This is a genomic window from Alphaproteobacteria bacterium, from assembly GCA_023898725.1.
Lineage (GTDB): Bacteria > Pseudomonadota > Alphaproteobacteria > JAUHZC01 > JAUHZC01.
The window spans coordinates 804,521-826,209 of sequence record CP060236.1 but is presented as its reverse complement, the minus strand read 5'-3'; the positions used below and the strand labels follow the sequence as shown (position 1 = coordinate 826,209).

Sequence of the window (21,689 nt, the reverse complement as noted above, 5' to 3'; positions counted from 1 at the left end):
TATCTCTAAATCTATTGCTTTTTTTCTGTACGCATTCTAGCGTGTTTCATAAAAATGAGAAGCCCTAATCCCCCTACTGCCCAAAACGATCCAAGGATAAAAATAGACGAACTGCCATAATGCTGGAGAAGATATCCAGCTGTTGCATTGCTGGCATATAAGAACACCCCTGCGACCAAATAAAATAAACCAAAGCCAGTTCCCCGCAGACCTTTTGGCACAGTATTGGCTATTTCCGCAAACAAAAGACTTTGGTTCAGGCCAAACTGTAATCCCCAAACGGCAACCCCCACATAAACCATCGCAACACCTTCCGCACGGGCCATAAACATATTGGCAACGATCATGAGCACAGAACAAAGCATCAACATATGAATTCTGTTCACACGATCTGAAAGACGACCCACCGGGTAGCTGATAAGGGCAGCGAGAATATTCTGCATCATCATAATTGTGGGCGCATCACAGGCATTTAACCCTTTTTCTTGCGCATGTAGAATCAAAAAGCTTCCTGCAGGATTAGCTAGACAATAAAAGGCAGCAACTCCTAAAATAAACCAGTATTTTTTTGGTAAATTATTAATTTCATGAAAAGAAAAGTGTGAACGGACTTGAGTATTCCGTGGATTCTCTTTTTTATCCTTAACAAAAAAGAGAAGCAGCAAAAGAGCAGTTACCGGAGGAACGATAGCCACGGTAAAAATAAATTGATAGTCTCCACTTGTTTTATGCATTAACCACCACAAAAGGGCGGAGCCTCCCAAAGAACCCACCATCCCAAGGCTATTACGCAGTCCATAGGCTGCTCCTTTTGTTTCCCTGTTCGAGTAGTCACTAATCAGGGCCTCCCGGGGCGACGCCTGCAGTCCATTGCCGAGACGGTCCAAAACACGGGCAAAAATCACAATCCCCAGAAAAGGGAAGAAGGCTAGCAACGGCCGCGAAAAAACAATAAACACAAGGGCAATAACTAGCAAAAATTTACGACACCGAAAAATATCGCTGATTACACCCGAAAATACACGCAAGAAATAGGCGACAAGCTCCAACCCCCCTTCAATATGTCCCAAGGCAAAAGGACTGACCTTCAACACTGTGGTCATATATGTTGGCATCGCCGTAAACATGATGCTTGCCGAAATATTTACAAGCATACTCATAAAGCTTATAATATAAATAGGAAATTCTAACCGGCGCGATTGAGTCATTAATGTAACTTTTATAAAACAAAAGCAAACACTATCAGAAGTATATGATTATGCAAAGAAATACCTTGAAAGCTTTGGTTTTCTTGAGGATTTGGCGTTCTAATCTGTGAAAAAATGGCGCCCAAAATCCTATAGACACAGAATCTACTTTTCCTGCGTATAGTGGTTCAAGAAAGTTTACATCTCACGATGTAACCTATCACGCAACTCAATAAGAGTTTCCGCAAAAGAATCAGGGTGTATCCCGGGGTTTTGCACTCTGTACTCATGGGCAAACCGCTCTAGGTCAACAGCTGTGGCGGTATGACGAAGCCCTTCTTGATAGGCAGTCCAAGCCCCAAGAACAATTATTGCCGTATCAGCAGGAGTAACACAAACAGACTTTACTTCAGTTGCCACTTGCATGGCATCTAAGCCGTCAATATCCACACCAGGAAGGCGCCCCTGAAACAAACTAACGGCTAATCGCTGAAGTTGTCCGGCAACACAAACGCGATGGCCATCACTCTCTATTGCATCTATCAGTCCACTCAAAAATGCTTCTTTTTGCTCTGCCACAGTTCCTCCTCTTGGGTCACGGTAATGCAAGGCAAAGTGCCATAGACGCCCCAGAAATTCATGTGGAGACATATTGATATCCAAAGAGGTTATCTTGTCTTCAATATCAAGAAGACCACCAAATGACTGACCGACTGCACGCATTAGACCAAGAGCTTGCAGAAGCATAGTCTGACGTGACTCTTCCAATAATTCCATCGTTTCCAAGAAATTGCCATAGGAGGTACTTATTGCTTCTTCTGTAAGACCTCTTTGATGATCCCAAACAAGTTCATACGCGCGTTTCGTAGCCGAATCTCGACCCAAAACATGGACATCAATGCCGTCAGCCGCCATATCTATCAGTCTTTCTTGAGGAGGAAGAATATTTTGCCCAACAGGAGACCGAAGAATGTCGAGGACACGGGTGGCGTACCCATGATGCCATGGTGAAAGACCTACATACTCATAAACACGAGCCACACGGCTTTTGCGTTCGTCATGGCTGCGCTCTAAGAGAATAGCCATAGCCTCCTCTCGGCTTTCCCCATCGAGGCGAATACCTTCAATCATATTAATAAAATCATCAACATTGCTCATCTGCGCATGCGGGGAGTACAGTCTATGGGTTGTAAGAAGAGCGTGCATTACATGCTCTTCTTTCTCCAGGCGTGGATAAAGCCTCCAGATCTTGGCAACGAAATCGTCACGATGCAGCGGCTGTATACCGGAGAGAATGCGCATAACTTCCACCCGATTTGATGGCGTCATGTCTTCTGTCGTTAGACTGCCTGCGTGGGCAATGCACCCCTCAACACTCCCTGGTGGCAATCCAGAAAGGATACGAACAAGCCGAGAGACATCAGCACCACGTGCCTCTATGCCCAAAAAAGTGCGCGCATGATATACATTATCCATCCACCTCTCATAGGAGCTTCTATCTGGAGTCAGAAGGCGTGCAGCTACATCGACGTGAGGTTGTTCCAATAAGCCAGAATCAGGAGGAGCCGTATATCCCATCCCAGATAACCCAGGAACAACTGTTTCGGGGGCCTCAGGATTTGCAGCACGCTGATCCGACCCCCAAACATGTGATAGTAATAGCGTGGCATTTGCCGCAAAAAATAGGCTTACATACGTTCCGCTAATGATCTTTTTCATAAGATTAAGAATTATTAATGCAGATTAATGTATTTGAGTTGTATTAAATTTTTATTTAAAAATAAAAATTTAATTTATATCAGTAAAAGACCTCATGTTTAAGGTTGGGAGTAATTATCAAAAAATTATTTTTTGTAATTTCCAGCATCTTCGCTTAGTGACGATTCCAGTTTTTACATTTGTGAGGAGTTTCGTCCAGAAATTTTCTGTAATAAAGTGGAGGAAAGAGTGAAGATTGACCACAGAAAAGTTTTTTTCACTATAATAAGTATGGGGTATTGCATGACTGAGAATTCATACAGTATTGTTTGAAAAAGGGGTTCATTGCGCAACAGAATAAACCCTCAAGAAAGAGAGAGAACAATGAAAATTGTAGCGTTCGCTGCCACCAATAGCAAAAAATCCCTTAATAATCAGCTTATTCACTATGCTTCGGCTCTTATAAAAAGTGAAATTTTACAAGGCGCAGATATTGAAATTATCGACTTGAATGATTTTGAAATGCCAATTTACAGCATCGATCGGGAACAAGACAGTGGAATTCCCGCTCTTGCACATCGTTTCTTTGATACGATTGGCGCTTCCGATGCTCTGATCATTTCTTATGCTGAGCATAATGGGTGCTATACGACGGCATTCAAAAATATTCTTGACTGGATATCACGCATCAATATGCGTGTTTTTCAAGACAAGCCCATGGTAATATTATCTGCTTCTGTTGGAATAAAAGGGGGGTCAAGCGTGATGAGGATCGCTCAGGAATCGGCACCATTTTTTGGAGCAATCGTCAAATCTACGCTTTCTATCGGTAGCTTTAATGATAATTTTGACAATCAATCTGGCAAACTAACGAACGCCACTCTTAATCAAAAACTAAAATTAGCCCTTCAGGCTCTAATCCCAATTGAAAAATTGCAATCCTAGACGTTTGAGGGTAAGTTTCAGATTACAGTGGTTAGTTTTTGGTTATTTACATGGCAACAAAGTCTCATAATGCATCCCCCGCACCCAAGAAAGAAGCCCTTAATAAAGTAACACCCTCTCATGAAAAATCTTCTTACACAGATATTATTCGGGACCTCGCAAAGGTTTTAGACGATACAAAACTTACCGAGATTGAATTTGAAAATCCAGGTATTGGACGGGTGCGCGTGTGCCGCCACACCTATCAGGGTCATTCAGCACCCGTGCCAGCGGGGAATTTTTTTCCTGTCGGTGCACAAACAGAAACTATCGCCCCAGAAAATCCCTCTCCTTCTTCACAGCAACAGTCTGATGAGATTGTGAAATCTCCCATGGTTGGTGTCGCGTACATGGCCCCCACGCCCGGTGAAAAAAACTTTATTGCAGTAGGGGCGAGGGTTAAAAAAGGGGATACTCTTGTGATTATTGAAGCTATGAAGGTCATGAATCCGATTCGTAGTACCAAAGATGGTGTTGTAAAAGCAATTCTTATAAACAACGAAGATCCTGTTGAGTTTGATCAACCTTTGGTTTCTATTGGATAAGCAGAGGGATATATGTTTCACAAGATTTTGATTGCTAATCGCGGTGAAATTGCTCTTCGGATCATTCGTGCCTGCAAGGAAATGGGTGTGCGAACGATCATTGCACACTCTACCATCGATGCAGAAAGCAAACCCGTCCGCCTCGCTGATGAGTCTATATGCATTGGCCCGGCACCTTCCCGTGACAGCTATTTAAATATGCAGTCTATTATCTCAGCAGCGGTTATTTCAGGAGCACAAGCCATTCATCCAGGCGTTGGGTTTTTGTCTGAGAATGATACCTTTGCCAGCATGGTCGAGGAACATGATCTTATATTTATCGGTCCCTCTCCTACGCATATCAAGGTTATGGGTGATAAGGTAACGGCTAAACAAACGCTCGAGAAATTCGGTGTACCTGTTGTGCCAGGATCTGCCGGAGCGGTGCGGGATGATCAAGCTGCACTACAGTACGCACGTAGTATTGGTTTTCCAATTCTTATCAAAGCGTCCAGCGGTGGTGGCGGAAAAGGGATGCAGATCGTGTATAGCGAAAAGGACATTCCTCACGCCTTGCGTATCGCACGATCCGAAGCAAAATCCAATTTTGGTGATGACACCGTATTTATGGAAAAGTATCTGACAAAACCTCGGCACATTGAAGTGCAGGTACTCGCTGATAATTATGGAAATGTTGTGCACTTAGGTGAACGTGACTGTTCTATTCAACGGCGTCATCAAAAAATTTGGGAGGAAGCACCTGGATTTTCTCTTACAGAAAAAGAGCGTTATAAACTAGGAAAAGTGGTTACACGTGCGGTGCAAAAGCTTGGTTACAGAGGGGTTGGAACCTTTGAGTTTTTGTATGAAGAGGGTCAGTTTTACTTTATTGAGATGAACACACGCATTCAAGTGGAACATCCCATCACGGAAATGATTACAGGAATTGACCTCATTCGTGAGCAAATTCGTGTAGCTGCAGGTGAAAAACTACGTTTCAAACAATCAGATATTCGCTTTTCTGGCCACGCTATTGAATGTCGCATTAATGCGGAAGATCCCGAAACATTTATGCCCTCTCCTGGCCTGGTTGAAAAATATCACCCTCCCGGAGGCATGCATGTGCGGGTCGACAGTCACTTATATGCCGGATACAAAGTTCCGCCGACCTATGACAGCCTTGTGGGCAAGATCATTGTCTACGGAGAAACCCGTGCCGAATGTCTTGCCCGACTCCAGCGTGCCCTAGAGGAATTCGTGATTACAGGAATCAAAACAAATATTCCCCTACACAAACGCCTCGCACACAATAGCAATATTGCTGAGGGTGCCTTTGATATTCACTGGCTTGAACGGTACTTGGCAAAGCCTGAGTAGAGAAATAAAGCATTCTTAATAAAAACAAAAAAAACCTGCGTTATTCTCATCTACCTTTGTGTACCGCCAAGGTACTCAATGAGCGTTGGCCATATCTCTGGTCGAGAAAATACTCTGCCCGTTGGATTTTGTGGTGTTATAAGTACTGGGCTGACGACAGTATCGTAACAAAACATGAGAGTTCGAATAAAATCAACTGCTTCGGCTGAGTTTCGCATAGGCTTAAATAAAAATGACCTGTGCTTCGTAAGAAAGCGCAAAAAAACAGGTGATATTTTTGATGCCTCATGAAGCACTTTGAGTACTCTTAGTCCTTGATGTTCTGCCAGTTTTTCATGCAGCGTCAGATAGGGTAAAAAATCAGGAGCACTCATAATTTTGAGGCAAGGAAGCACGTGCTCTATCTTACAGTACATAGTGGTGTGCGTAATACACCTGATAACCTCTAATTGCCCTTCTGGACCCAAACCCCAAGAAGAGTTTTCGGCATAAAAATCTTGCTGCCACGAGAGCCACGAGCGATATCCCTCTTGCGTTGCTCCTGGAAGCCCTAGCGTATTGTGGATCAAGGTGTTTTTTTGTTGCGCGGTGAAGTGAGGAAGAAAATCTTTTGCATAAATTCTTACCAAGCAATCCAGACGAGCTCTCATAGACTCATAGGGCTCACAGCGGCTCACAATACACAGAGCAAGACGGTGAGCTATTGTGTTCTTTTCGTGCAGACTCAAAGAACCAGGAAAATCATCAGCATACACTCTTTCTATGGCCTGAAGCCAAGGTCCTTTATCATGTTCTGGGAGATAAAAAAGTTTTTCAATCAGCCATGCTTTTTCCGATAAACCCAGATTGCCAGGGAAATCAGGGGAGTCAATTCTTTCCATGCACGCCCGCTCAGATAGTTCCTCCGCACCAGAGGAACTATCACTGGGGTCAGAAAAAAATGCTTCAGAGTCAGAGTGTATTGCCCTTGGTGATCGATCATAAGAGGATTCCTCCTCTTCACTTCTAAGCGCCGAGGAAGCCTGTAGCGCTAAGTGAGTAACAAAAAGAAGCGTTAGAATGTAGCATGATTTCATTTTTATATTTATTATCACATATTAGAATAATACGTAATTGAAGTAAATAAACAATAGTTTTTTATACACAAAAAATACACAGTATCCGTGTTTTTCACCACAGTATCTGCGCAATTGTATTGCGTATCTACACTTCTTTTTTATACCAGCATTGTGGGGCATGTGGAGCGAAACAACGTAGTTTTTTGATCGCATTGAATATGTTTTGAAAAATTCTGTAATTAAAGGGATATTGGGATTGTTTTTAAGGTTTTGCTAATAATTTCGGGATATGAATAGATTATAGAAAAAGGAAACGAAGAATGTATTTAGCCGAAGTTATTCGCCTGCTTGTTGGCGCTTTATGTCTTGCGTTTGCTTCAGGGGCGTCTTTCTTCGTTTAAATAGGCATTATTGCGATTTACTCCAAAGATGCGTATGGTGTATCTACGATTGAAGCAGTGTAGTTATGCGGATATGTTTTGTTATTGGTAGCTTGGCCTGTGGAGGAGCAGAGCGCCAACTCATCAATCTTGCTAAAGGACTGCGCCAACGCAAGCACGATATTCATATCGTCAGCCTAAAACCTCTTGATAAAGAAAACCCCCTGGCGTGTGAAAGTGGTCTGCACTATCACTCCCTAAGCATCCATGGGGGAAGAGAGATGGCCTTTGGTATCCCCTCATTAGTCAGCCTCTTCTACAGACTAAGACCTCACATTATTCATAGCTACCTCCCCTTGAGCAATGTGCTCATGGCGGCGCTGAAACCATTCATTCCGAAGCATAAGTTGGTATGGGGAATCCGTGATTCTTTGGCAACCTGGGGTGGCTATAGCCTAAAAACACGAACCATTGCAAGTCTTGAGCGTCTTTTATCGCAGGTTCCTCATCGCATTATTGTCAACTCACACACAGGACAAAAGAATCTGCACACACGGGGATACAGAGCGCCGCAAGAGATTATTCCCAATGGCATTGATACAGATTTTTTTTGCCCGGGACATAGTCAGTTCCGGCAAAGCTTGGGAATTTCTCACGAAAATATTCTTATAGGAATGGTGACACGTGTTCAACGAATCAAAAACATTGAGCGTTTCATTGCAGCTGCCGCTCACGTATCACGTGCAAACTCAACTGTGCGTTTTGTGCTCGTGGGGTCAGGTGACAAAGACTACAAAGAAAAATTGGAGAAAATGGTTGAGTCCCAGGGGCTATCTTCCGTATTCCACTTTTATCCGCACATCACAAATCCTGTTGCTATCTATCGCTCTCTTGATATACATGTCCTCACTTCGGTTGCAGAAGGGTTTCCCAACACACTGTGTGAAGCAATGGCATGCGGAGTTCCCTGCGCAAGCGCACAAGTAGGAGACGCTTCTGCAATTATTGGTGCGCATGGAGAAACGTTTAACCCTTCCACCACACTTAGTGTTGTCAACGCGATCACCCTTCTTGTAAAGCGCATACAGGGTGATAAAGAAAACATACGAAACCAATGCCGTAATCATATTACTGATAATTTTACATGTGAACGACTGGTGAAACGCACAGAGCATGTGTTACAACAAATACTCAGAAGTTAAGGATTTTTTTGATGTGTGGCATTGCCGGTGTTTTTGCACCCCATAAACTGACACCCAACCGCCTCAAGGATGCCCTGGGAATCATGTCAGAGACCTTACTTCACCGAGGACCCGATAGTCATGACACATGGCTTGATGAAAATCTCCAAGGAGGATTATGCCACAGGCGCCTAGCAATCGTCGACCTTAGTCCTGCCGGAAACCAACCAATGGCTTCTCAGTGTGGACGCTATATCCTCTGCTATAACGGAGAAATGTACATCGCTAATGAGCTCCGTATGGAGCTTAGCAAAAAAGGGCATACCTTCCGCGGTCACTCAGATACAGAAGTAATCGTACAAGCGTGCGTCCAATGGGGAGTGGTTGAAGCAACCAAACGGCTTGTGGGTGAGTTTGCCTTTGCGTTGTGGGATACCCACACACGAACACTGGCATGTGTGCGTGATCGCTTGGGTGTCAAGCCTCTCTATTGGGCCTACCGTGATGGCATGTTTGGTTTTTCTTCTGAGATCAGCGCACTCATGCGTACAGGCCTTTACGAAACAACCATTAATCCCCAAGCACTGAATGCCTATCTCACACTTGGTTACGTACCAGAACCACTCAGTATTTACACAGGCGTCTTCAAGCTTAATCCAGGGGAAATTCTTACCTATTCTTTAGGAAAGGAACCTACATGTGGATCCTATTGGGATTTTCATGCCCTTGCAAATAAAGAGCCAGATGGATCCATACCCTATAGCCAGGCAAAAAATCAGGTACACAAACTTCTCAAAAATGCTGTCCGGGGGCGCATGATGTCAGATGTACCATTAGGATCATTGCTTTCAGGGGGCATTGACTCCTCACTGGTTACGGCTATTTTGCAGGAGTATTCTGCAAGCCCTGTAAAAACTTTCACGATTGGATTTGAAGAACAGGGATTCAACGAAGCAATTTTCGCCCGCGATGTTGCGCGTCATTTAGGAACAGATCACCACGAACATTATGTAACATCCATGGATGCGCGCAATATAATTCCTGACCTTCCCGGCATGTATGGTGAGCCTTTCTCAGACTCATCCGCAATCCCCACATTTCTGGTTTCAAAGCTCGCCAAAACTCAGGTCACGGTGACACTTTCTGGGGATGGTGGTGACGAAATTTTTGGTGGATACTCCCGCTATGACTACGCTCAGCGTATCGCTGGATATATGAAAATTCTGTCCTTTCCAAAGGCTGTGGGGTGGTTTCTTGAAAAAATACCAACAGCACTTATTCCCACATGGTTGGGGAAATCTTACGCCACCAGACTCAACCGCCTGGGATTTATCTTGCGAAGCTCCCCATCACATCTGCCGCTTCATTTAGTCCAACAATGGGTGGTGGGGGAAATTCTATCTCCTGAGTGGATATCTTCCTATCATTCTATGTATGAACAAAAGCAACACAACGATCTTATTCCTAGTTTTATGATAGCCGATACGCTACAGTACTTGCCTGGTGATATCTTAACCAAAGTTGATCGCGCGAGTATGGCTGTTTCTTTAGAGTCACGCATTCCTCTTCTGGATCATCGACTGGTAGAGTACGCGTGGACATTACCTCAGACTTATAAGCGCCAGGCTGGGGGAAGTAAAAGAATTTTGCGGGATATTCTTGCGCACTATATACCCAAGCATTTGATTGAGCGACCTAAAATGGGATTTGGTGTGCCAATGGGAGAATGGTTGAAAAATGACCTTCACGCATGGAGTCGGGATTTACTCACGAGTGATACGGCAAAGTTATATTTTCACCATGATAGACTCATGAATACTTTCGACCAGCATGTTTCTGGTGCTGTAAATAATCCCTACCGCCTTTGGAATATACTGAGTTTTGTTTCTTGGCATAAAAGCCACCACTGATTGCCCCCCTAAGAGGATTTGTACGATGACAGAAAACTACTTTATTACAACAAACACAGTGCCAGAAACGCAGTCCCCCCTTCACACTATTTATACTCGCGACGGACATATTATTTTCGCAGGATTTGGCGAGTACAGTGGTGTTATTAGGGCTTTTCATAAACAGACACATAGGACAGATTCGCCCACACCAAAGAACTGTTCCCTCAGTGACATCAAAAAAATGCTCCTTGCGGCTGCTGGAACACCGTTTCAAAAAAAGGTGTGGTCTGCAGTGAAAAATGTACCAAGAGGAACCGTTACAACATATGGACAGCTTGCAGAAGCCATTGGAAAGCCCACAGCCGTACGTGCCGTAGGCACTGCGCTTGGATGCAATCCCATTAGTTATTTCATTCCCTGTCACCGCGTGGTACGCGCATCCCACAATATGTCTGATAGAACACAGGGTTATCGGTGGGGATCAGCCATCAAGCATGATATTATAAGGTATGAAGGTAAATTCATAAATGCTTAAAAACTTCGGGGATAGCCTAATCGCCTATAAGAAAGAGAGCTTCGGGTATAAAGTTATGAAAATTATCCTGCACGGTCAAGGTTTTTCCTGGTGCGACTCCGGCATCGGGGAGGCGGAAGCTATTTTTTAGAAGGGCTTTTCAAGAAAAAGGAAATCATAAAGCACAGCGCAGAAGTGGCAACCAAAACCGATAAAGCAACTGTGTAATTTTCAGCACTGTACACACGCAATCCATTGTCCATTGTTCCATCCCAATTCATGTCAAGCATTTTTCCAATAGTTTGATTCAAAAGACCACTGCCCAGCATATTAAATGTGTTCACTATGCCAATGATTAACCCTGATGTTTGGGGTGTAGCATACTGGGAAGCACCATTAAAACACATCATTTCTGCACCGCATAACATACCAATTGTTACCAAGAACCCAACCAAGAACCCAATGCTCAAACCAGGAATATACAAAATTACACAAAATAGTATCAATATTCCAAGGATAGCCATCCGTAGCATCGCATTAATATTATTAATGTACCGATTCACACAGGGAAGCAAAACAGCACCCAAGATCAAACCCACATACATTTGTACAATTGTTTGCGAAGCAAGTGCGTTATCCCATCCATATTTTGCCGATAAAAAGGCCGTCCCCCACAAGTCAGCAATTGTTGCCAACGGTGTATATACGCCAATAGACATGCATCCATACAGAATAATTGACGGATTAGTCAGTACACCTTTCAAATGTCGGCCAACACCAGAAAAAACAGGGGTATTTGCTTTCTTTTCCTCTTGATTAGAGAGATTTTTAGGAACAAATGTAAGCAAAAGAAAGGCAATCGGAGCACCTATCAACAAGCTATTATTAAGCACCACACGCCAGCTCATAACCTTGAGAAGCTCAGGAACTCCCATTCCCGCACTCAACGCACCCACAACACCGACACTCAAGCCCGCTCCCATAAAAATACCACGCAGATGTATCGGTAACTGATCTGATGTGAACTTCAAACATGACATCATTACTGCGGCAGAACCCAATCCCAAAAGTGATCGACTCACATAGGCCAAATTTAGCGACGTGACATTTGCCAGAGAAAAGACCGCCAGAAGCGTTAAAAAAACAGAAAAAAGACTAATTGTACGCACCCCAAATCTATCCAATAAAATCCCCATAGGGATTTGGGCAAGGGAGTACGCGTATAAATAACATGATCCAAATAGCCCAAACTGCTCACCTGTCATGGAAAATTCTGTTCGCAGTTGAGCAAACATAGCACCCGTACTCACACGAATAGCGTACATGTAAAGAAAAAAAAGATTGAGACTGATCCAGGCAGCTAATACTGGAAAAAAGTGTTTTTTTTGCACAAAAATTATCAACGAACACCGAGTGTAATTACAAACTAAAATAGCAGTGCCGTCAACTGCACGCACGAGCTTCTTCATTATGGATTTTTTTCTGCTGTCGGCTTCTTCCCTGTTCACCTCACACAGTCAGCTCCAGGGGCCCCGGGTTTCTGCAAAAAGAAGGTCCCCACTGCACACCCAGCAACTGCACAAATGATTACAACAAGTGCTGTTGTATAGTCCGCGACTGTATAGACGCGTATATTGCCAATCATCCCTCCACCCCAACTACAGTCAAGAATTTTTCCTATCAGTTGGCTCAATATGGCTCCACCCAGCATATTAAACGTATTCACAATCCCAATGGTTGTTCCTGAAGTTTTCCCAGTTGTATAGTGCGTGGCTCCTGTAAAACAAAGCATTTCCGCACCACACAGTATGCCAATACCAACAAGTCCTGCAGCAAAAGTAATGGCTGAAATATTCGGGATGTACAGGATACTTATCATCAAAAAGAAAATCCCAAATGTAGAAAACTGAATCACCCTGTTATAGTCATGAAGTATGCGACTAATCCAGGGTAAAACGATGCTGCCAAGCATGAGCCCTGCATACATGCGTGTCGCTGCTTTAGCTGCTTGATCAGCCGTCCAATCGAACTTGATCGTGAAATAAGCAGGGCCCCACAAATCTGCCAAAACAGCCAAAGGTGTGTAAACCCCAATTGACAAAAAACCATATAGCATAATGTGGCGATGCGTAATGACTGCCCACACAACACTAATAATCGCCCGCAGATTAAAAGGTTCGGTTGGGGTTCCCCCGTGTGGGGATTTCTTGGCTGGAATGACTATCATGAGCAAAGCAAACAGAGGGATTCCTCCATATGCCACCATCATAAGCACAGAACGCCATGAGTACAGCTCTAAAAAATCCGGAATATTACTCCCTGCTCCCAAAGCACCCATGACCCCAACACCTAAACTCAACCCCATGAATGTTCCCAAGTACTTTTCAGGCATCGTATCAGAAACATACTTGAGGCACGACATCAACACGGCTGCCGATCCAAGACCCAATAACGCGCGGCTGCCGTAAACCAACCAGAGTGTATCGGCATAGGCAAAAATAATCGTCGACATAAGAGTCAGAATCAGTGAAAAAAGAACCACCCAGCGAATACCTAAGCGATCCAATAGAACTCCCATAGGAACCTGCGCAAGAGCGTATGCATAAAAATAACAGGCCCCAAAAATACCGAACTGTCCTGCTGTCATACAAAACTCTGAACGCAGCTGAACAAACATCATGCCTGAACTGACGCGCAACACATAAACATACAGAAAAAAAAGACTTAGGCTGAGCCAGGCTGTAAATGTAGAAAAAGTTAACCGTTTAGTCATAGATCGTATTCTTTCGAATTTCCTGCAGACTAACAGGAAAAAGATTTTTTTGAAGAGACAAGTGATACTTATTTGTTTTTATTTATTTGTTAAATTATTTTTTTTATAATCTTTAAATCATACGCCTGCCTGCACAAAACAGCAGAATCCAACACATGGTTGACTATTTTCTTGTGTTTATCTGCGTTAATTTCTATCCTTATTCATAGAGTAGATAGGTCATTTCGCAAAGTTGAGGTAAAAAATGAAAAAATCTCTTCCCACAAAGAAACAGAAATCCTCCCACCCGCGCCAGGGCTTCTGCGATTCTTTTGCGTATTGGGTTGTGCAAATGTTGCGTTTTTGTGCAGACACATTTTTTAAAAAACGTTACGGTCATAGGGCTGTTGTTCTTGAAACAGTCGCAGCCGTTCCAGGCATGGTGGGGGGAATGTTTCAACACCTCAAAAGTTTACGACGGTGTGCCGATGACAACGGCTGGATTAAAATCTTACTAAGTGAAGCAGAAAATGAACGCATGCATCTGATGACATTCATTGAGATTGCTCAACCTTCCTGGTTTGAGCGCCTTTTGATCATCCTTGTCCAATTTTTCTTTTTTACAGCATACTTCATCCTGTATATTGTCTCCGAGCGCACAGCACACCGCATTGTTGGCTACCTTGAAGAAGAAGCTGTTATTTCATACACACAGTATCTCCATGAAATAGATAGTGGGCAAATTCCAAACACCCTTGCTCCTGCTATTGCTGTCGCGTACTGGGGATTACCCAAAGGGGCGCGTCTGCGTGAGCTGGTTTTGGCTGTGCGTGCGGATGAAGAAAATCACCGAGATGTAAACCATTCTTTTGCTAATCAGCTGACAGCTAAAGAGCACTCATAGCACCAGGGTAGTACTATCAGGGCAGCAACAGACCAATGGCCTATTGCTTTATGATCTTACGGAGATAAATCTTTTCCCCCATGCCCGTGTTGTCATACCCCAGACTTTGATAAAATGCATGGGCGCCTGAGGAGGCGCGATACCTTCCTGAGGTCAAATCAATCACCCAAACGCCCTCATTCCGGGCAAAAACTTCTACAATCCCCATAAGGTACTGACCGACACCACGCCTATGCATGCGAGGATTAACAACAAGACCCTCAATGCTTACTTTTAGACGCGCATTAACAAATAGCCGGCGCATGTGCCATGCAATGACTCCACATACAATGCCTTCACTCATAGCTACATAAGCGTAATACTCCCTCTCATTTGTGTATGTTTGCATAATGGTTGTGAGAGATTCCTCTGTTTGAGGATAACCAAGGTCCAACAGAAGATCTTTTAGAACGATCCTGTCCGTTAAAATAAGAGGACGGTGCGTGTATGTCATACGTTCCCTTTCTAGTATAGATATGGCCTAAATATGGATATTTACGCATTTCTGCATCAAAGATTCGTTTATTAGGTGTTTTTAAACAGTATATAGTTGATTATATAAAATTTTAATCAATTTTTAATACTTATTAATTACTTGGATGGCATTAATATTGTTACGTGTGTGACATTTTTATCAAAACCCCTGTTTTATAGGGGTTTTGGTGGCAGTATCGGGTTGTGGATAAGTCTGTGCATAGTCCAAATTCCAGGTTTTCCCGTTGACACCCATACTATCCCATGATATCCCATAAATAGGCACTTATTACCATTAAAGTGCTTCAAAAACTCACTGTGAATAACTTCAACGCTTGCGAAACAAATGGCTCTTTTTCTTTCCACATACGTCAATAAGCTCGACAAAAAAGCGCGTATTTCCGTTCCGGCCCAGTTTCGCGCAACTCTTTCAGCGGAAAGTTTTCAAGGATTAATTCTCTTTCGTTCATACAAGCACGCGTCTATTGAGGGCTGCACCATGTCACGTATGGAGCGCATGAGCCAAAGTATTGATTCCATGGATTTATTCTCAGATTCACAAGAAGACATGGCGTCCGCGATTTTTGCAGACGCCCATCAATTACCAATAGACAGTGATGGGCGCATCACTCTCCCGCAGGAGCTCATCGAGCACGCGGGACTTGATACGCATGTGGCCTTTGTAGGTCGGGGAGCAACGTTTCAACTCTGGCATCCAGATGTCTTTGCGCACACACAAGCCAATGCGCGCAACCGGATGAAAATAGAAAAACCAACGTTAAAGCTATCCGACACGCAAAAGGCCTAAGATGACTCGCGACACACACACACCCGTTCTCATTGCTGAAGTTTTGAAAGTCCTTTCCCCCACAGATGGCGAAACATATGTGGATGCCACGTTTGGGCGTGGTGGGTATACACGCGCCATCCTTAACGCTGCAAATTGTCGCGTTATCGCCTTGGATTGTGACGAAGCAGCCGTACCGCACGCGACGGCGCTAAAGGCCTCGTATGCGCAGCGGTTTGATTTTGTTCGCGCACGCTTTGGTCAAATTCACAAACACCTTACTGCACTCCCCCATGCTGGGCAGGGAGTTGATGGGATTGTTGCAGACTTCGGTGTTTCATCTCCTCAACTTGATGAAGCCGATCGTGGGTTTTCCTTTTTCCACGAGGGACCTTTGGACATGCGTATGGACCGTACAGAACTCCATACAGCTGCCCACGCTGTAAATACATATCCAGAAGAAGAGTTGATTCGTATCTTTCGGCACTATGGTGAGGAGCCCCGAGCACGAGCAATAGCAAGGGCCATTGTGGCTGATCGTACAGAAACACCCTTTACCACAACAAAGCAGCTCGCCAGTTTAGTAGCAAGGGTTGCTCGTTATGGTCATAAAAAAACGCACCCAGCTACGCGTGTTTTTCAAGCATTGCGTATTGAAGTCAATCAGGAGCTTGATGAAATAGATCGGCTACTCGATCAAAGTCTGATGTCTCTGAGGGCTAACGGGCGCTTAATATGTGTGAGTTTTCACTCGCTTGAAGACAGGCGCGTAAAGCAATTTATGAAGATGCACACACAGCCGCGCACGCACACGAATAAGTATAAAAACACAGTAACCCACAACAATGATCTCGCTCACTATGCCTTTGATCTCATTACACATAAGAGCATTACCGCATCTCAGGATGAACTTGCTAACAACCCTCGGGCGCGATCAGCAAAATTACGTGCCGCACGGCGCCTATTATCCTCTTCCTCACAGGGGGGGGTATTAGCATGAACGCAACGATGGCTCTTGTTGTGCTGATTTCTGGTGTTGCCTTTGGTTTGTTCACTTTGAAATACAAGGTCTCAAGTCTTGAGGATGAGCATCGGCAAATCAATCAAAAAATTCGCCAGCACACAAACTCTATTCGCATTCTCAAAGCAGAGGCAAATTATCTTAGCAGCCCTACACGCATGCAGCACCTCGCTCGTGCGCACACACAACTCCAACCCATTAAGCCTTCCCAGATTTTTCTACCCTCTGAAATCACTTTTGTGACCAACCGGAGAAAAAAATGAAGCGCACACATGTTTTTGGATATACACCTCAACCTGTTACACCCTCATTTTCCCAACGAGGTATTAATGACCTCCACAACCGTGTAATTGTTATTTTAGCTGCACTAACCTTTATCATGATATGTCTCATGATAAGGGTGGGTATGTTTGGCCTAGGTGGGTCTGATGCAGGGGGATCGTCGTCTGCTCTTCCCTACGGCGCGGTTGCAAAAAAAAGACCCGACATTTATGACGCGAATGGAGAGCTGCTTGCCACAACTGTCTCAACAGTGTCTTTGGCAGGTCGTGCTATCGCTCCTGACGAGGCCGACGAGCTTGCACAAAAATTACAAAATATTTTTCCCAAAAAATCCCTTGTGCGCCTAAGGGCAGCACTTGCCCGAGGACCTGGATTTGTATGGCTTGCTCGAAATATTACCCCGCGCCAACATGCGGCTATTTTAAAACTCGGCAATCCCAAGCTTGAGTTAGTGAATGATACACAGCGCTTCTATCCCCATGGTCGTTTGTTTTCGCACGTTCTTGGGTTAACAAACCTTGATAATAGGGGAATATCAGGCATTGAACATACGCTTAATGGCAGTCACTTTCACAATGTCAGTGCGGTGAGATTAGGCCTTGATATTCGCTTTCAGCAAGCGGCCTACGAAGAGCTGACAAAAGGTATTGCTGAATTTGGTGCTAACGCCGGAAACGTAATCATTATGGATGCCAAAACAGGTCTCATTAAAGCCATGATATCGCTCCCTGATTATAACCCCCATAGTTCAAAAGAGCGCACGCCGGTCAATATGTTTAACCGCAATACCTCGGGCGTCTACGAAATGGGATCAACCCTTAAGATTTTCAACACTGCGATGAGCCTAGAAACAGGAGCAGCAACACTTTCAAGTCGTTACAAAACAGGAGCTGGTTTAAAAATAGGACGCTTTCGAATCACCGATTTTCATGGAAAGAGCGAGTGGATGACTGTACCTCAGGTGTTTTTAAAATCCTCAAATGTTGGCTCAAGCTTAATGGCAATCGATGCGGGCATTGCCAAACAAAAAGATTTTTTTGAAAAACTGGGTTTCCTAAAGGCTCTATCGTATGAGCTTCCAGAAAAAGGAAACCCTCTCGTACCCCTCCATTGGTCAGAGACAAGTCTTTCTACTATTGCTTATGGGTATGGTATTTCAGTAACACCCCTGCATCTTGCAAAAGGAGTTGCAACAATTGTTAATAACGGTAAGGAAGTCACACCCTCCTTCATCATAGCTTCTCAACCACACTTAGGGCAGCCTGTTATTTCAAAGCGTGTGTCAGCACAAATGCGTGCATTGATGCGCCTTGCTGTGACAGAAGGCACGTGTAGAAAGGCCAATGTTGACTCCTATGTTGTGATCGGAAAAACAGGAACAGCCAATAAGCGCGTCGGCCGAAACTATCAAAAAAATAATGTGGATGCGGCCTTTGTTGGCGCTGTAGGTTCATCAATTAACGACATACGTTATGTCGTAGTTGTCATGCTGGATAACCCCCAGCGTCTTGCAAAAACATTTGGATTCAACAATGCTGGTTGGAACACAGCTCCCATTGCAGCACGCATTATTGCTAAAATTGCCCCGCTTGCAGGGATTACACCTAACCGTCAGGAAACATCTTCTCGCCATACAGAAGCGCTTATGCGACAAGTAAAATATATTCCTGTGGGGAATCACTGATGTTTCTGCGCGATCTTTTACCCAGCTATCTTCTCGATCAGCTTTCCAATCATCCAGTGATCACCCAAAATCCTTTCCTTACAAGACTGAGTGTGCAGGCGCAAAATGTTCGTCCTGGTGATATGTACTTTGCTCTACCCTCGGAGTCTGGCAAAGACACCCTCCCCTACATACGCCAGGCAATTCGCAACAAGGCATGTGTTGTGATTGTCCCTCCTCGTGTAATTCCAGTTGATACATCACCGACGATTATTGTCGTGGATGACGCTCGTGCGATTCTTTCTTATGCTGCTGCCAAATTTTATGCCGCTAAGCCTGATCATATCGTTGCTGTTACTGGAACAAATGGCAAAAGCTCAGTGGTGAATTTTGTAAACCAGCTATGGGGACATACAGGTATTTTGGGAGCATCTGTGGGAACACTTGGGGTGCATATCAACACGGAAAAAACCTACCGAGACGTGGGTAACACAACACCCGATATTATTTTTACTCATGAACTTTTGCAGGAGCTTAAAAATATCGGAGCGGAGCACGTTGCACTAGAGGCCTCTAGCCATGGCCTAAGTCAAAAACGTTTAGACAATATCAATGTTCGTGCCGCAGCATTCACAAATTTATCCCAGGACCATCTTGACTATCACAAAACATTTGATGCCTATTTCGCTGCAAAGTCACTTTTGTTTACTAAAGTTCTCACGCATCAAGGGACCGCTGTGATCAATATGAATGATCCCTATGGCCAACGCTTGGTTGATCTTTGCATCCAACAAAAAATAGCCGCGATTATTACGATTGGAAATACAGACCACCCATTTGTCTGTGACTTTACCGTGTTAGACATTACACCAAAACAAGACAGACAAGACATCACTGTGCAATGTTTTGGTGTGACCTATCACCTTACACTGCCTCTGATTGGGGAGTTCCAGATATACAATGCGCTTACAGCATGTGCCCTTGCATACAGCGCTGGGATGGCCCTTGAGGACACACTCAGTGGTCTCGAGCAATTACAGCAAATTCCAGGACGCCTTGAGTATACAGGACAAACCCCAACGGGAGGCCGGGTATACGTCGATTATGCGCACACCCCTGATGCTCTCAGTCATGCAATCGCTGCCTTGAAGAAGGGGTGTGGGGGGAAACTCCATCTCGTGTTTGGATGTGGCGGAAACCGTGATAGCAGCAAGCGCTCTCTCATGGGTCATATTGCTGAAAGTATGGCTGATGTTGTCATAATCACTGACGATAACCCACGCTTTGAATCACCCGAAGCAATTCGTACAGAAATCCAAGCCGCCGCCCCTCATGCACAAACTATTGGGGATCGTTACCTGGCCATCAAAACAGCTATACAGAATCTTCAGAAGGATGATATTCTTCTGATAACGGGAAAGGGACACGAAACCTACCAAATCTATAACGAACTTACCTTTGACTTTGATGATCGCAGTGTTGTGCGTGAAATTTTAGGAGACCTTTAAAACCCATGTGGACGTTAAATAACATTCGTTGTGCACTCACACCTGAGGTTATCGCTGAGGGATCGCACACCCTGTTTTCGAAGGTTGTTCTCGATTCACGTGAGGTGACAAATGGTGATATTTTTATTTGTATGCGTGGTACGAAGTCTGATGGTCATGATTATATTTCAGGAGCCCTGAACAAGGGAGCCTCTTGTATCATCCTGTCAAATAAAAACGCGTGTGAGAATCTTCCTCTTGAAGGAGTAACCATTCTTGCTGTTCCCGATACTGATGCTGCTCTTGTGGCAATGGGAACATACAAGCGTCAGCAGTCACATGCTAAAATTATCGCCATAACGGGAAGTTTTGGCAAAACATCGACAAAGGAATGGCTTCTTCATGTGCTGAGTCATTTTGGTGACGCTTATGCGAATTACAAAAGTTATAATTCTTTTCCTGGTGTACCGCTCACATTGGCCAATATTCCGGACTCTTGTGCCTACGCTATTGTTGAGATCGGCATGAACACCCCCCATGAAATTAAACCCTTAGCGTGCATGGTTTCTCCTGATGTTGCTATTATTACAACAATTGGACAGGCTCATCTTGAGCTGTTTGGGACAATTGATGCCATTGCCATAGAGAAAGCCGATATATTTGCAGGTCTTGTTGAGGGGGGCTGTGCAATATTTCCCTCTGATCAAACCACATCTTCTATTCTTTCCGACAAGGCATCTAGTGTTCCTGATGTGTGTATACGATCATTTGGCAAGGTGGATAATGCGCATACACGCCTACGCACCTGCACCCCTCATGGCGACACCCAAGCTATCACCGTTAGCCTTGGAAAATCGGGAGAGTCTGAGTACTCCTATACACTAGGAATTCCCGGCAACCATTGGGCATACAACAGCCTTGCTCTTGTCACCCTCGTTGACTACCTCGGCCTTGATATGCCTCGTGCATTAGCGGCACTTGGAAATTTTCGCGGACTTTTTGGGCGGGGCAAACATGTCCTGATTTCCCTGAACAAAGGTGGGAAAATTCGCATCATTGATGAAGCATACAACGGAGGACCTGAATCAATGATTGCCGCTATTGAAACACTTGCTTATATGTCTTGCTCAGGTCCTCATGGCCGGAAGATTGCTGTTATTGGAGACATGTACGAACTGGGAAATAAAAGTATCTACTTTCATGAGTTAATCGCCCATCACCTTAATAGTGCGGCTATTGATATAGTGCATACCAGTGGGACACATGCACGCACCGTGCACGAGCATGTGAGTCAATCGCGCAGAGGTTTTCACGATGATGACAGCGATCCCTCCGCACTTGGCACACGCATTGCACAAACAGTAAGGGCTGGGGATGTTTTGATGATCAAGGGATCTCGAGGCCCTACATTCACACAAGAGGGTCGTATGGGACAAGTTGTTGCCGCCGTCATGCACCTTGGTACGCTTGTAGAGGAATAAGAAC

At 44.4% G+C, this 21,689-nt stretch carries 19 protein-coding genes; 13 read left to right on the top strand and 6 right to left on the bottom strand.

All coding sequences use genetic code 11. The annotated features are described in order from the left end of the window. Nucleotides 1–11 precede the first annotated feature (11 nt). Together H6849_03810 and H6849_03805 are read right to left on the bottom strand one after the other, a co-directional pair. A complete protein-coding gene (locus tag H6849_03810) occupies nucleotides 12–1,208 on the bottom strand; it encodes an MFS transporter (protein ID USO01198.1) in 1,197 nt (398 codons plus the stop codon). Between the two features lie 177 nt (nucleotides 1,209–1,385). Then, nucleotides 1,386–2,906, bottom strand: a complete 1,521-nt coding sequence (locus H6849_03805; GenBank protein USO01197.1) for a hypothetical protein — start codon at nucleotides 2,904–2,906, stop codon at nucleotides 1,386–1,388. A gap of 363 nt (nucleotides 2,907–3,269) precedes the next feature. Between H6849_03805 and H6849_03800 the strand changes: the two genes are divergently transcribed. Genes H6849_03800 through accC form a run of 3 tightly spaced genes read left to right on the top strand, consistent with a single transcriptional unit; the run spans nucleotide 3,270 to nucleotide 5,770 of the window. Then, nucleotides 3,270–3,830 carry an NAD(P)H-dependent oxidoreductase gene (locus tag H6849_03800; protein ID USO01196.1) on the top strand — a complete coding sequence of 187 codons (561 nt, stop codon included), beginning with the start codon at nucleotides 3,270–3,272 and terminating at the stop codon, nucleotides 3,828–3,830. Nucleotides 3,831–3,880: 50 nt separating this feature from the next. Next, the gene (locus tag H6849_03795) at nucleotides 3,881–4,414 is read left to right on the top strand and encodes an acetyl-CoA carboxylase, biotin carboxyl carrier protein (GenBank protein ID USO01195.1); all 534 of its coding nucleotides are present in this window, start codon (nucleotides 3,881–3,883) and stop codon (nucleotides 4,412–4,414) included. 12 nt (nucleotides 4,415–4,426) lie between these two features. Beyond that, entirely contained in the window at nucleotides 4,427–5,770 is a 1,344-nt protein-coding gene (gene accC, locus H6849_03790) for an acetyl-CoA carboxylase biotin carboxylase subunit (GenBank protein ID USO01194.1), read from the top strand. Between the two features lie 50 nt (nucleotides 5,771–5,820). Here the strand turns inward: accC and H6849_03785 are convergent, their stop codons facing one another. Next, nucleotides 5,821–6,846 carry a hypothetical protein gene (locus tag H6849_03785; protein ID USO01193.1) on the bottom strand — a complete coding sequence of 342 codons (1,026 nt, stop codon included), beginning with the start codon at nucleotides 6,844–6,846 and terminating at the stop codon, nucleotides 5,821–5,823. Between the two features lie 448 nt (nucleotides 6,847–7,294). Between H6849_03785 and H6849_03780 the strand changes: the two genes are divergently transcribed. From H6849_03780 to H6849_03770, 3 genes are read left to right on the top strand one after another with little or no spacing between them, the layout of a single operon-like run. After that, the gene (locus H6849_03780) at nucleotides 7,295–8,410 is read left to right on the top strand and encodes a glycosyltransferase (protein ID USO01192.1); all 1,116 of its coding nucleotides are present in this window, start codon (nucleotides 7,295–7,297) and stop codon (nucleotides 8,408–8,410) included. Between the two features lie 11 nt (nucleotides 8,411–8,421). Then, entirely contained in the window at nucleotides 8,422–10,299 is a 1,878-nt protein-coding gene (gene asnB / locus H6849_03775) for an asparagine synthase (glutamine-hydrolyzing) (GenBank protein USO01191.1), read from the top strand. Between the two features lie 25 nt (nucleotides 10,300–10,324). Further along, nucleotides 10,325–10,816 (top strand): MGMT family protein, encoded by a 492-nt coding sequence (locus tag H6849_03770; protein ID USO01190.1) that lies wholly within the window; start codon nucleotides 10,325–10,327, stop codon nucleotides 10,814–10,816. Nucleotides 10,817–10,935: 119 nt separating this feature from the next. On the opposite strand, the gene H6849_03765 is transcribed toward H6849_03770, so the two are convergent. After that, the gene (locus tag H6849_03765) at nucleotides 10,936–12,264 is read right to left on the bottom strand and encodes an MFS transporter (protein USO01189.1); all 1,329 of its coding nucleotides are present in this window, start codon (nucleotides 12,262–12,264) and stop codon (nucleotides 10,936–10,938) included. A 35-nt stretch (nucleotides 12,265–12,299) separates the two neighbouring features. After that, on the bottom strand, nucleotides 12,300–13,568 hold the full coding sequence (locus tag H6849_03760) for an MFS transporter (GenBank protein USO01188.1): 1,269 nt from the start codon (nucleotides 13,566–13,568) through the stop codon (nucleotides 12,300–12,302). A 244-nt stretch (nucleotides 13,569–13,812) separates the two neighbouring features. Between H6849_03760 and H6849_03755 the strand changes: the two genes are divergently transcribed. Beyond that, nucleotides 13,813–14,451 carry an alternative oxidase gene (locus H6849_03755; protein ID USO01187.1) on the top strand — a complete coding sequence of 213 codons (639 nt, stop codon included), beginning with the start codon at nucleotides 13,813–13,815 and terminating at the stop codon, nucleotides 14,449–14,451. Between the two features lie 40 nt (nucleotides 14,452–14,491). Here H6849_03755 and H6849_03750 read toward each other — a convergent pair whose 3' ends face one another. Further along, a complete protein-coding gene (locus tag H6849_03750) occupies nucleotides 14,492–14,944 on the bottom strand; it encodes a GNAT family N-acetyltransferase (GenBank protein ID USO01186.1) in 453 nt (150 codons plus the stop codon). 366 nt (nucleotides 14,945–15,310) lie between these two features. Between H6849_03750 and mraZ the strand changes: the two genes are divergently transcribed. Genes mraZ through H6849_03720 form a run of 6 tightly spaced genes read left to right on the top strand, consistent with a single transcriptional unit; the run spans nucleotide 15,311 to nucleotide 21,685 of the window. After that, the gene (mraZ, locus tag H6849_03745; GenBank protein USO01185.1) at nucleotides 15,311–15,772 is read left to right on the top strand and encodes a division/cell wall cluster transcriptional repressor MraZ; all 462 of its coding nucleotides are present in this window, start codon (nucleotides 15,311–15,313) and stop codon (nucleotides 15,770–15,772) included. Between the two features lies 1 nt (nucleotide 15,773). Next, nucleotides 15,774–16,751 carry a 16S rRNA (cytosine(1402)-N(4))-methyltransferase RsmH gene (gene rsmH / locus H6849_03740; protein USO01184.1) on the top strand — a complete coding sequence of 326 codons (978 nt, stop codon included), beginning with the start codon at nucleotides 15,774–15,776 and terminating at the stop codon, nucleotides 16,749–16,751. Next, nucleotides 16,748–17,035: a hypothetical protein gene (locus H6849_03735; GenBank protein ID USO01183.1), complete on the top strand. Its 288-nt coding sequence runs from the start codon at nucleotides 16,748–16,750 to the stop codon at nucleotides 17,033–17,035. The genes rsmH and H6849_03735 overlap by 4 nt, the downstream gene beginning before the upstream one ends. Beyond that, complete coding sequence (locus tag H6849_03730) at nucleotides 17,032–18,738, top strand: penicillin-binding protein 2 (protein USO01182.1); 1,707 nt, start codon at nucleotides 17,032–17,034, stop codon at nucleotides 18,736–18,738. The genes H6849_03735 and H6849_03730 overlap by 4 nt, the downstream gene beginning before the upstream one ends. Continuing rightward, nucleotides 18,738–20,225, top strand: coding sequence for a UDP-N-acetylmuramoyl-L-alanyl-D-glutamate--2,6-diaminopimelate ligase (locus tag H6849_03725; GenBank protein ID USO01181.1), 1,488 nt, complete (start codon nucleotides 18,738–18,740; stop codon nucleotides 20,223–20,225). The genes H6849_03730 and H6849_03725 overlap by 1 nt, the downstream gene beginning before the upstream one ends. A 5-nt stretch (nucleotides 20,226–20,230) precedes the next feature. After that, the gene (locus H6849_03720) at nucleotides 20,231–21,685 is read left to right on the top strand and encodes a UDP-N-acetylmuramoyl-tripeptide--D-alanyl-D-alanine ligase (GenBank protein USO01180.1); all 1,455 of its coding nucleotides are present in this window, start codon (nucleotides 20,231–20,233) and stop codon (nucleotides 21,683–21,685) included. Nucleotides 21,686–21,689: the final 4 nt, after the last annotated feature.

What these genes read in the sequence shown, in the direction of transcription:
- H6849_03810 (USO01198.1), bottom strand. Translation starts at nt 1,208, where the DNA reads ATGACTCAATCGCGCCGGTTAGAATTTCCTATTTATATTATAAGCTTT.
- H6849_03805 (USO01197.1), bottom strand. Translation starts at nt 2,906, where the DNA reads ATGAAAAAGATCATTAGCGGAACGTATGTAAGCCTATTTTTTGCGGCA.
- H6849_03800 (USO01196.1), top strand. Translation starts at nt 3,270, where the DNA reads ATGAAAATTGTAGCGTTCGCTGCCACCAATAGCAAAAAATCCCTTAAT.
- H6849_03795 (USO01195.1), top strand. Translation starts at nt 3,881, where the DNA reads ATGGCAACAAAGTCTCATAATGCATCCCCCGCACCCAAGAAAGAAGCC.
- accC (USO01194.1), top strand. Translation starts at nt 4,427, where the DNA reads ATGTTTCACAAGATTTTGATTGCTAATCGCGGTGAAATTGCTCTTCGG.
- H6849_03785 (USO01193.1), bottom strand. Translation starts at nt 6,846, where the DNA reads ATGAAATCATGCTACATTCTAACGCTTCTTTTTGTTACTCACTTAGCG.
- H6849_03780 (USO01192.1), top strand. Translation starts at nt 7,295, where the DNA reads ATGCGGATATGTTTTGTTATTGGTAGCTTGGCCTGTGGAGGAGCAGAG.
- asnB (USO01191.1), top strand. Translation starts at nt 8,422, where the DNA reads ATGTGTGGCATTGCCGGTGTTTTTGCACCCCATAAACTGACACCCAAC.
- H6849_03770 (USO01190.1), top strand. Translation starts at nt 10,325, where the DNA reads ATGACAGAAAACTACTTTATTACAACAAACACAGTGCCAGAAACGCAG.
- H6849_03765 (USO01189.1), bottom strand. Translation starts at nt 12,264, where the DNA reads ATGAAGAAGCTCGTGCGTGCAGTTGACGGCACTGCTATTTTAGTTTGT.
- H6849_03760 (USO01188.1), bottom strand. Translation starts at nt 13,568, where the DNA reads ATGACTAAACGGTTAACTTTTTCTACATTTACAGCCTGGCTCAGCCTA.
- H6849_03755 (USO01187.1), top strand. Translation starts at nt 13,813, where the DNA reads ATGAAAAAATCTCTTCCCACAAAGAAACAGAAATCCTCCCACCCGCGC.
- H6849_03750 (USO01186.1), bottom strand. Translation starts at nt 14,944, where the DNA reads ATGACATACACGCACCGTCCTCTTATTTTAACGGACAGGATCGTTCTA.
- mraZ (USO01185.1), top strand. Translation starts at nt 15,311, where the DNA reads ATGGCTCTTTTTCTTTCCACATACGTCAATAAGCTCGACAAAAAAGCG.
- rsmH (USO01184.1), top strand. Translation starts at nt 15,774, where the DNA reads ATGACTCGCGACACACACACACCCGTTCTCATTGCTGAAGTTTTGAAA.
- H6849_03735 (USO01183.1), top strand. Translation starts at nt 16,748, where the DNA reads ATGAACGCAACGATGGCTCTTGTTGTGCTGATTTCTGGTGTTGCCTTT.
- H6849_03730 (USO01182.1), top strand. Translation starts at nt 17,032, where the DNA reads ATGAAGCGCACACATGTTTTTGGATATACACCTCAACCTGTTACACCC.
- H6849_03725 (USO01181.1), top strand. Translation starts at nt 18,738, where the DNA reads ATGTTTCTGCGCGATCTTTTACCCAGCTATCTTCTCGATCAGCTTTCC.
- H6849_03720 (USO01180.1), top strand. Translation starts at nt 20,231, where the DNA reads ATGTGGACGTTAAATAACATTCGTTGTGCACTCACACCTGAGGTTATC.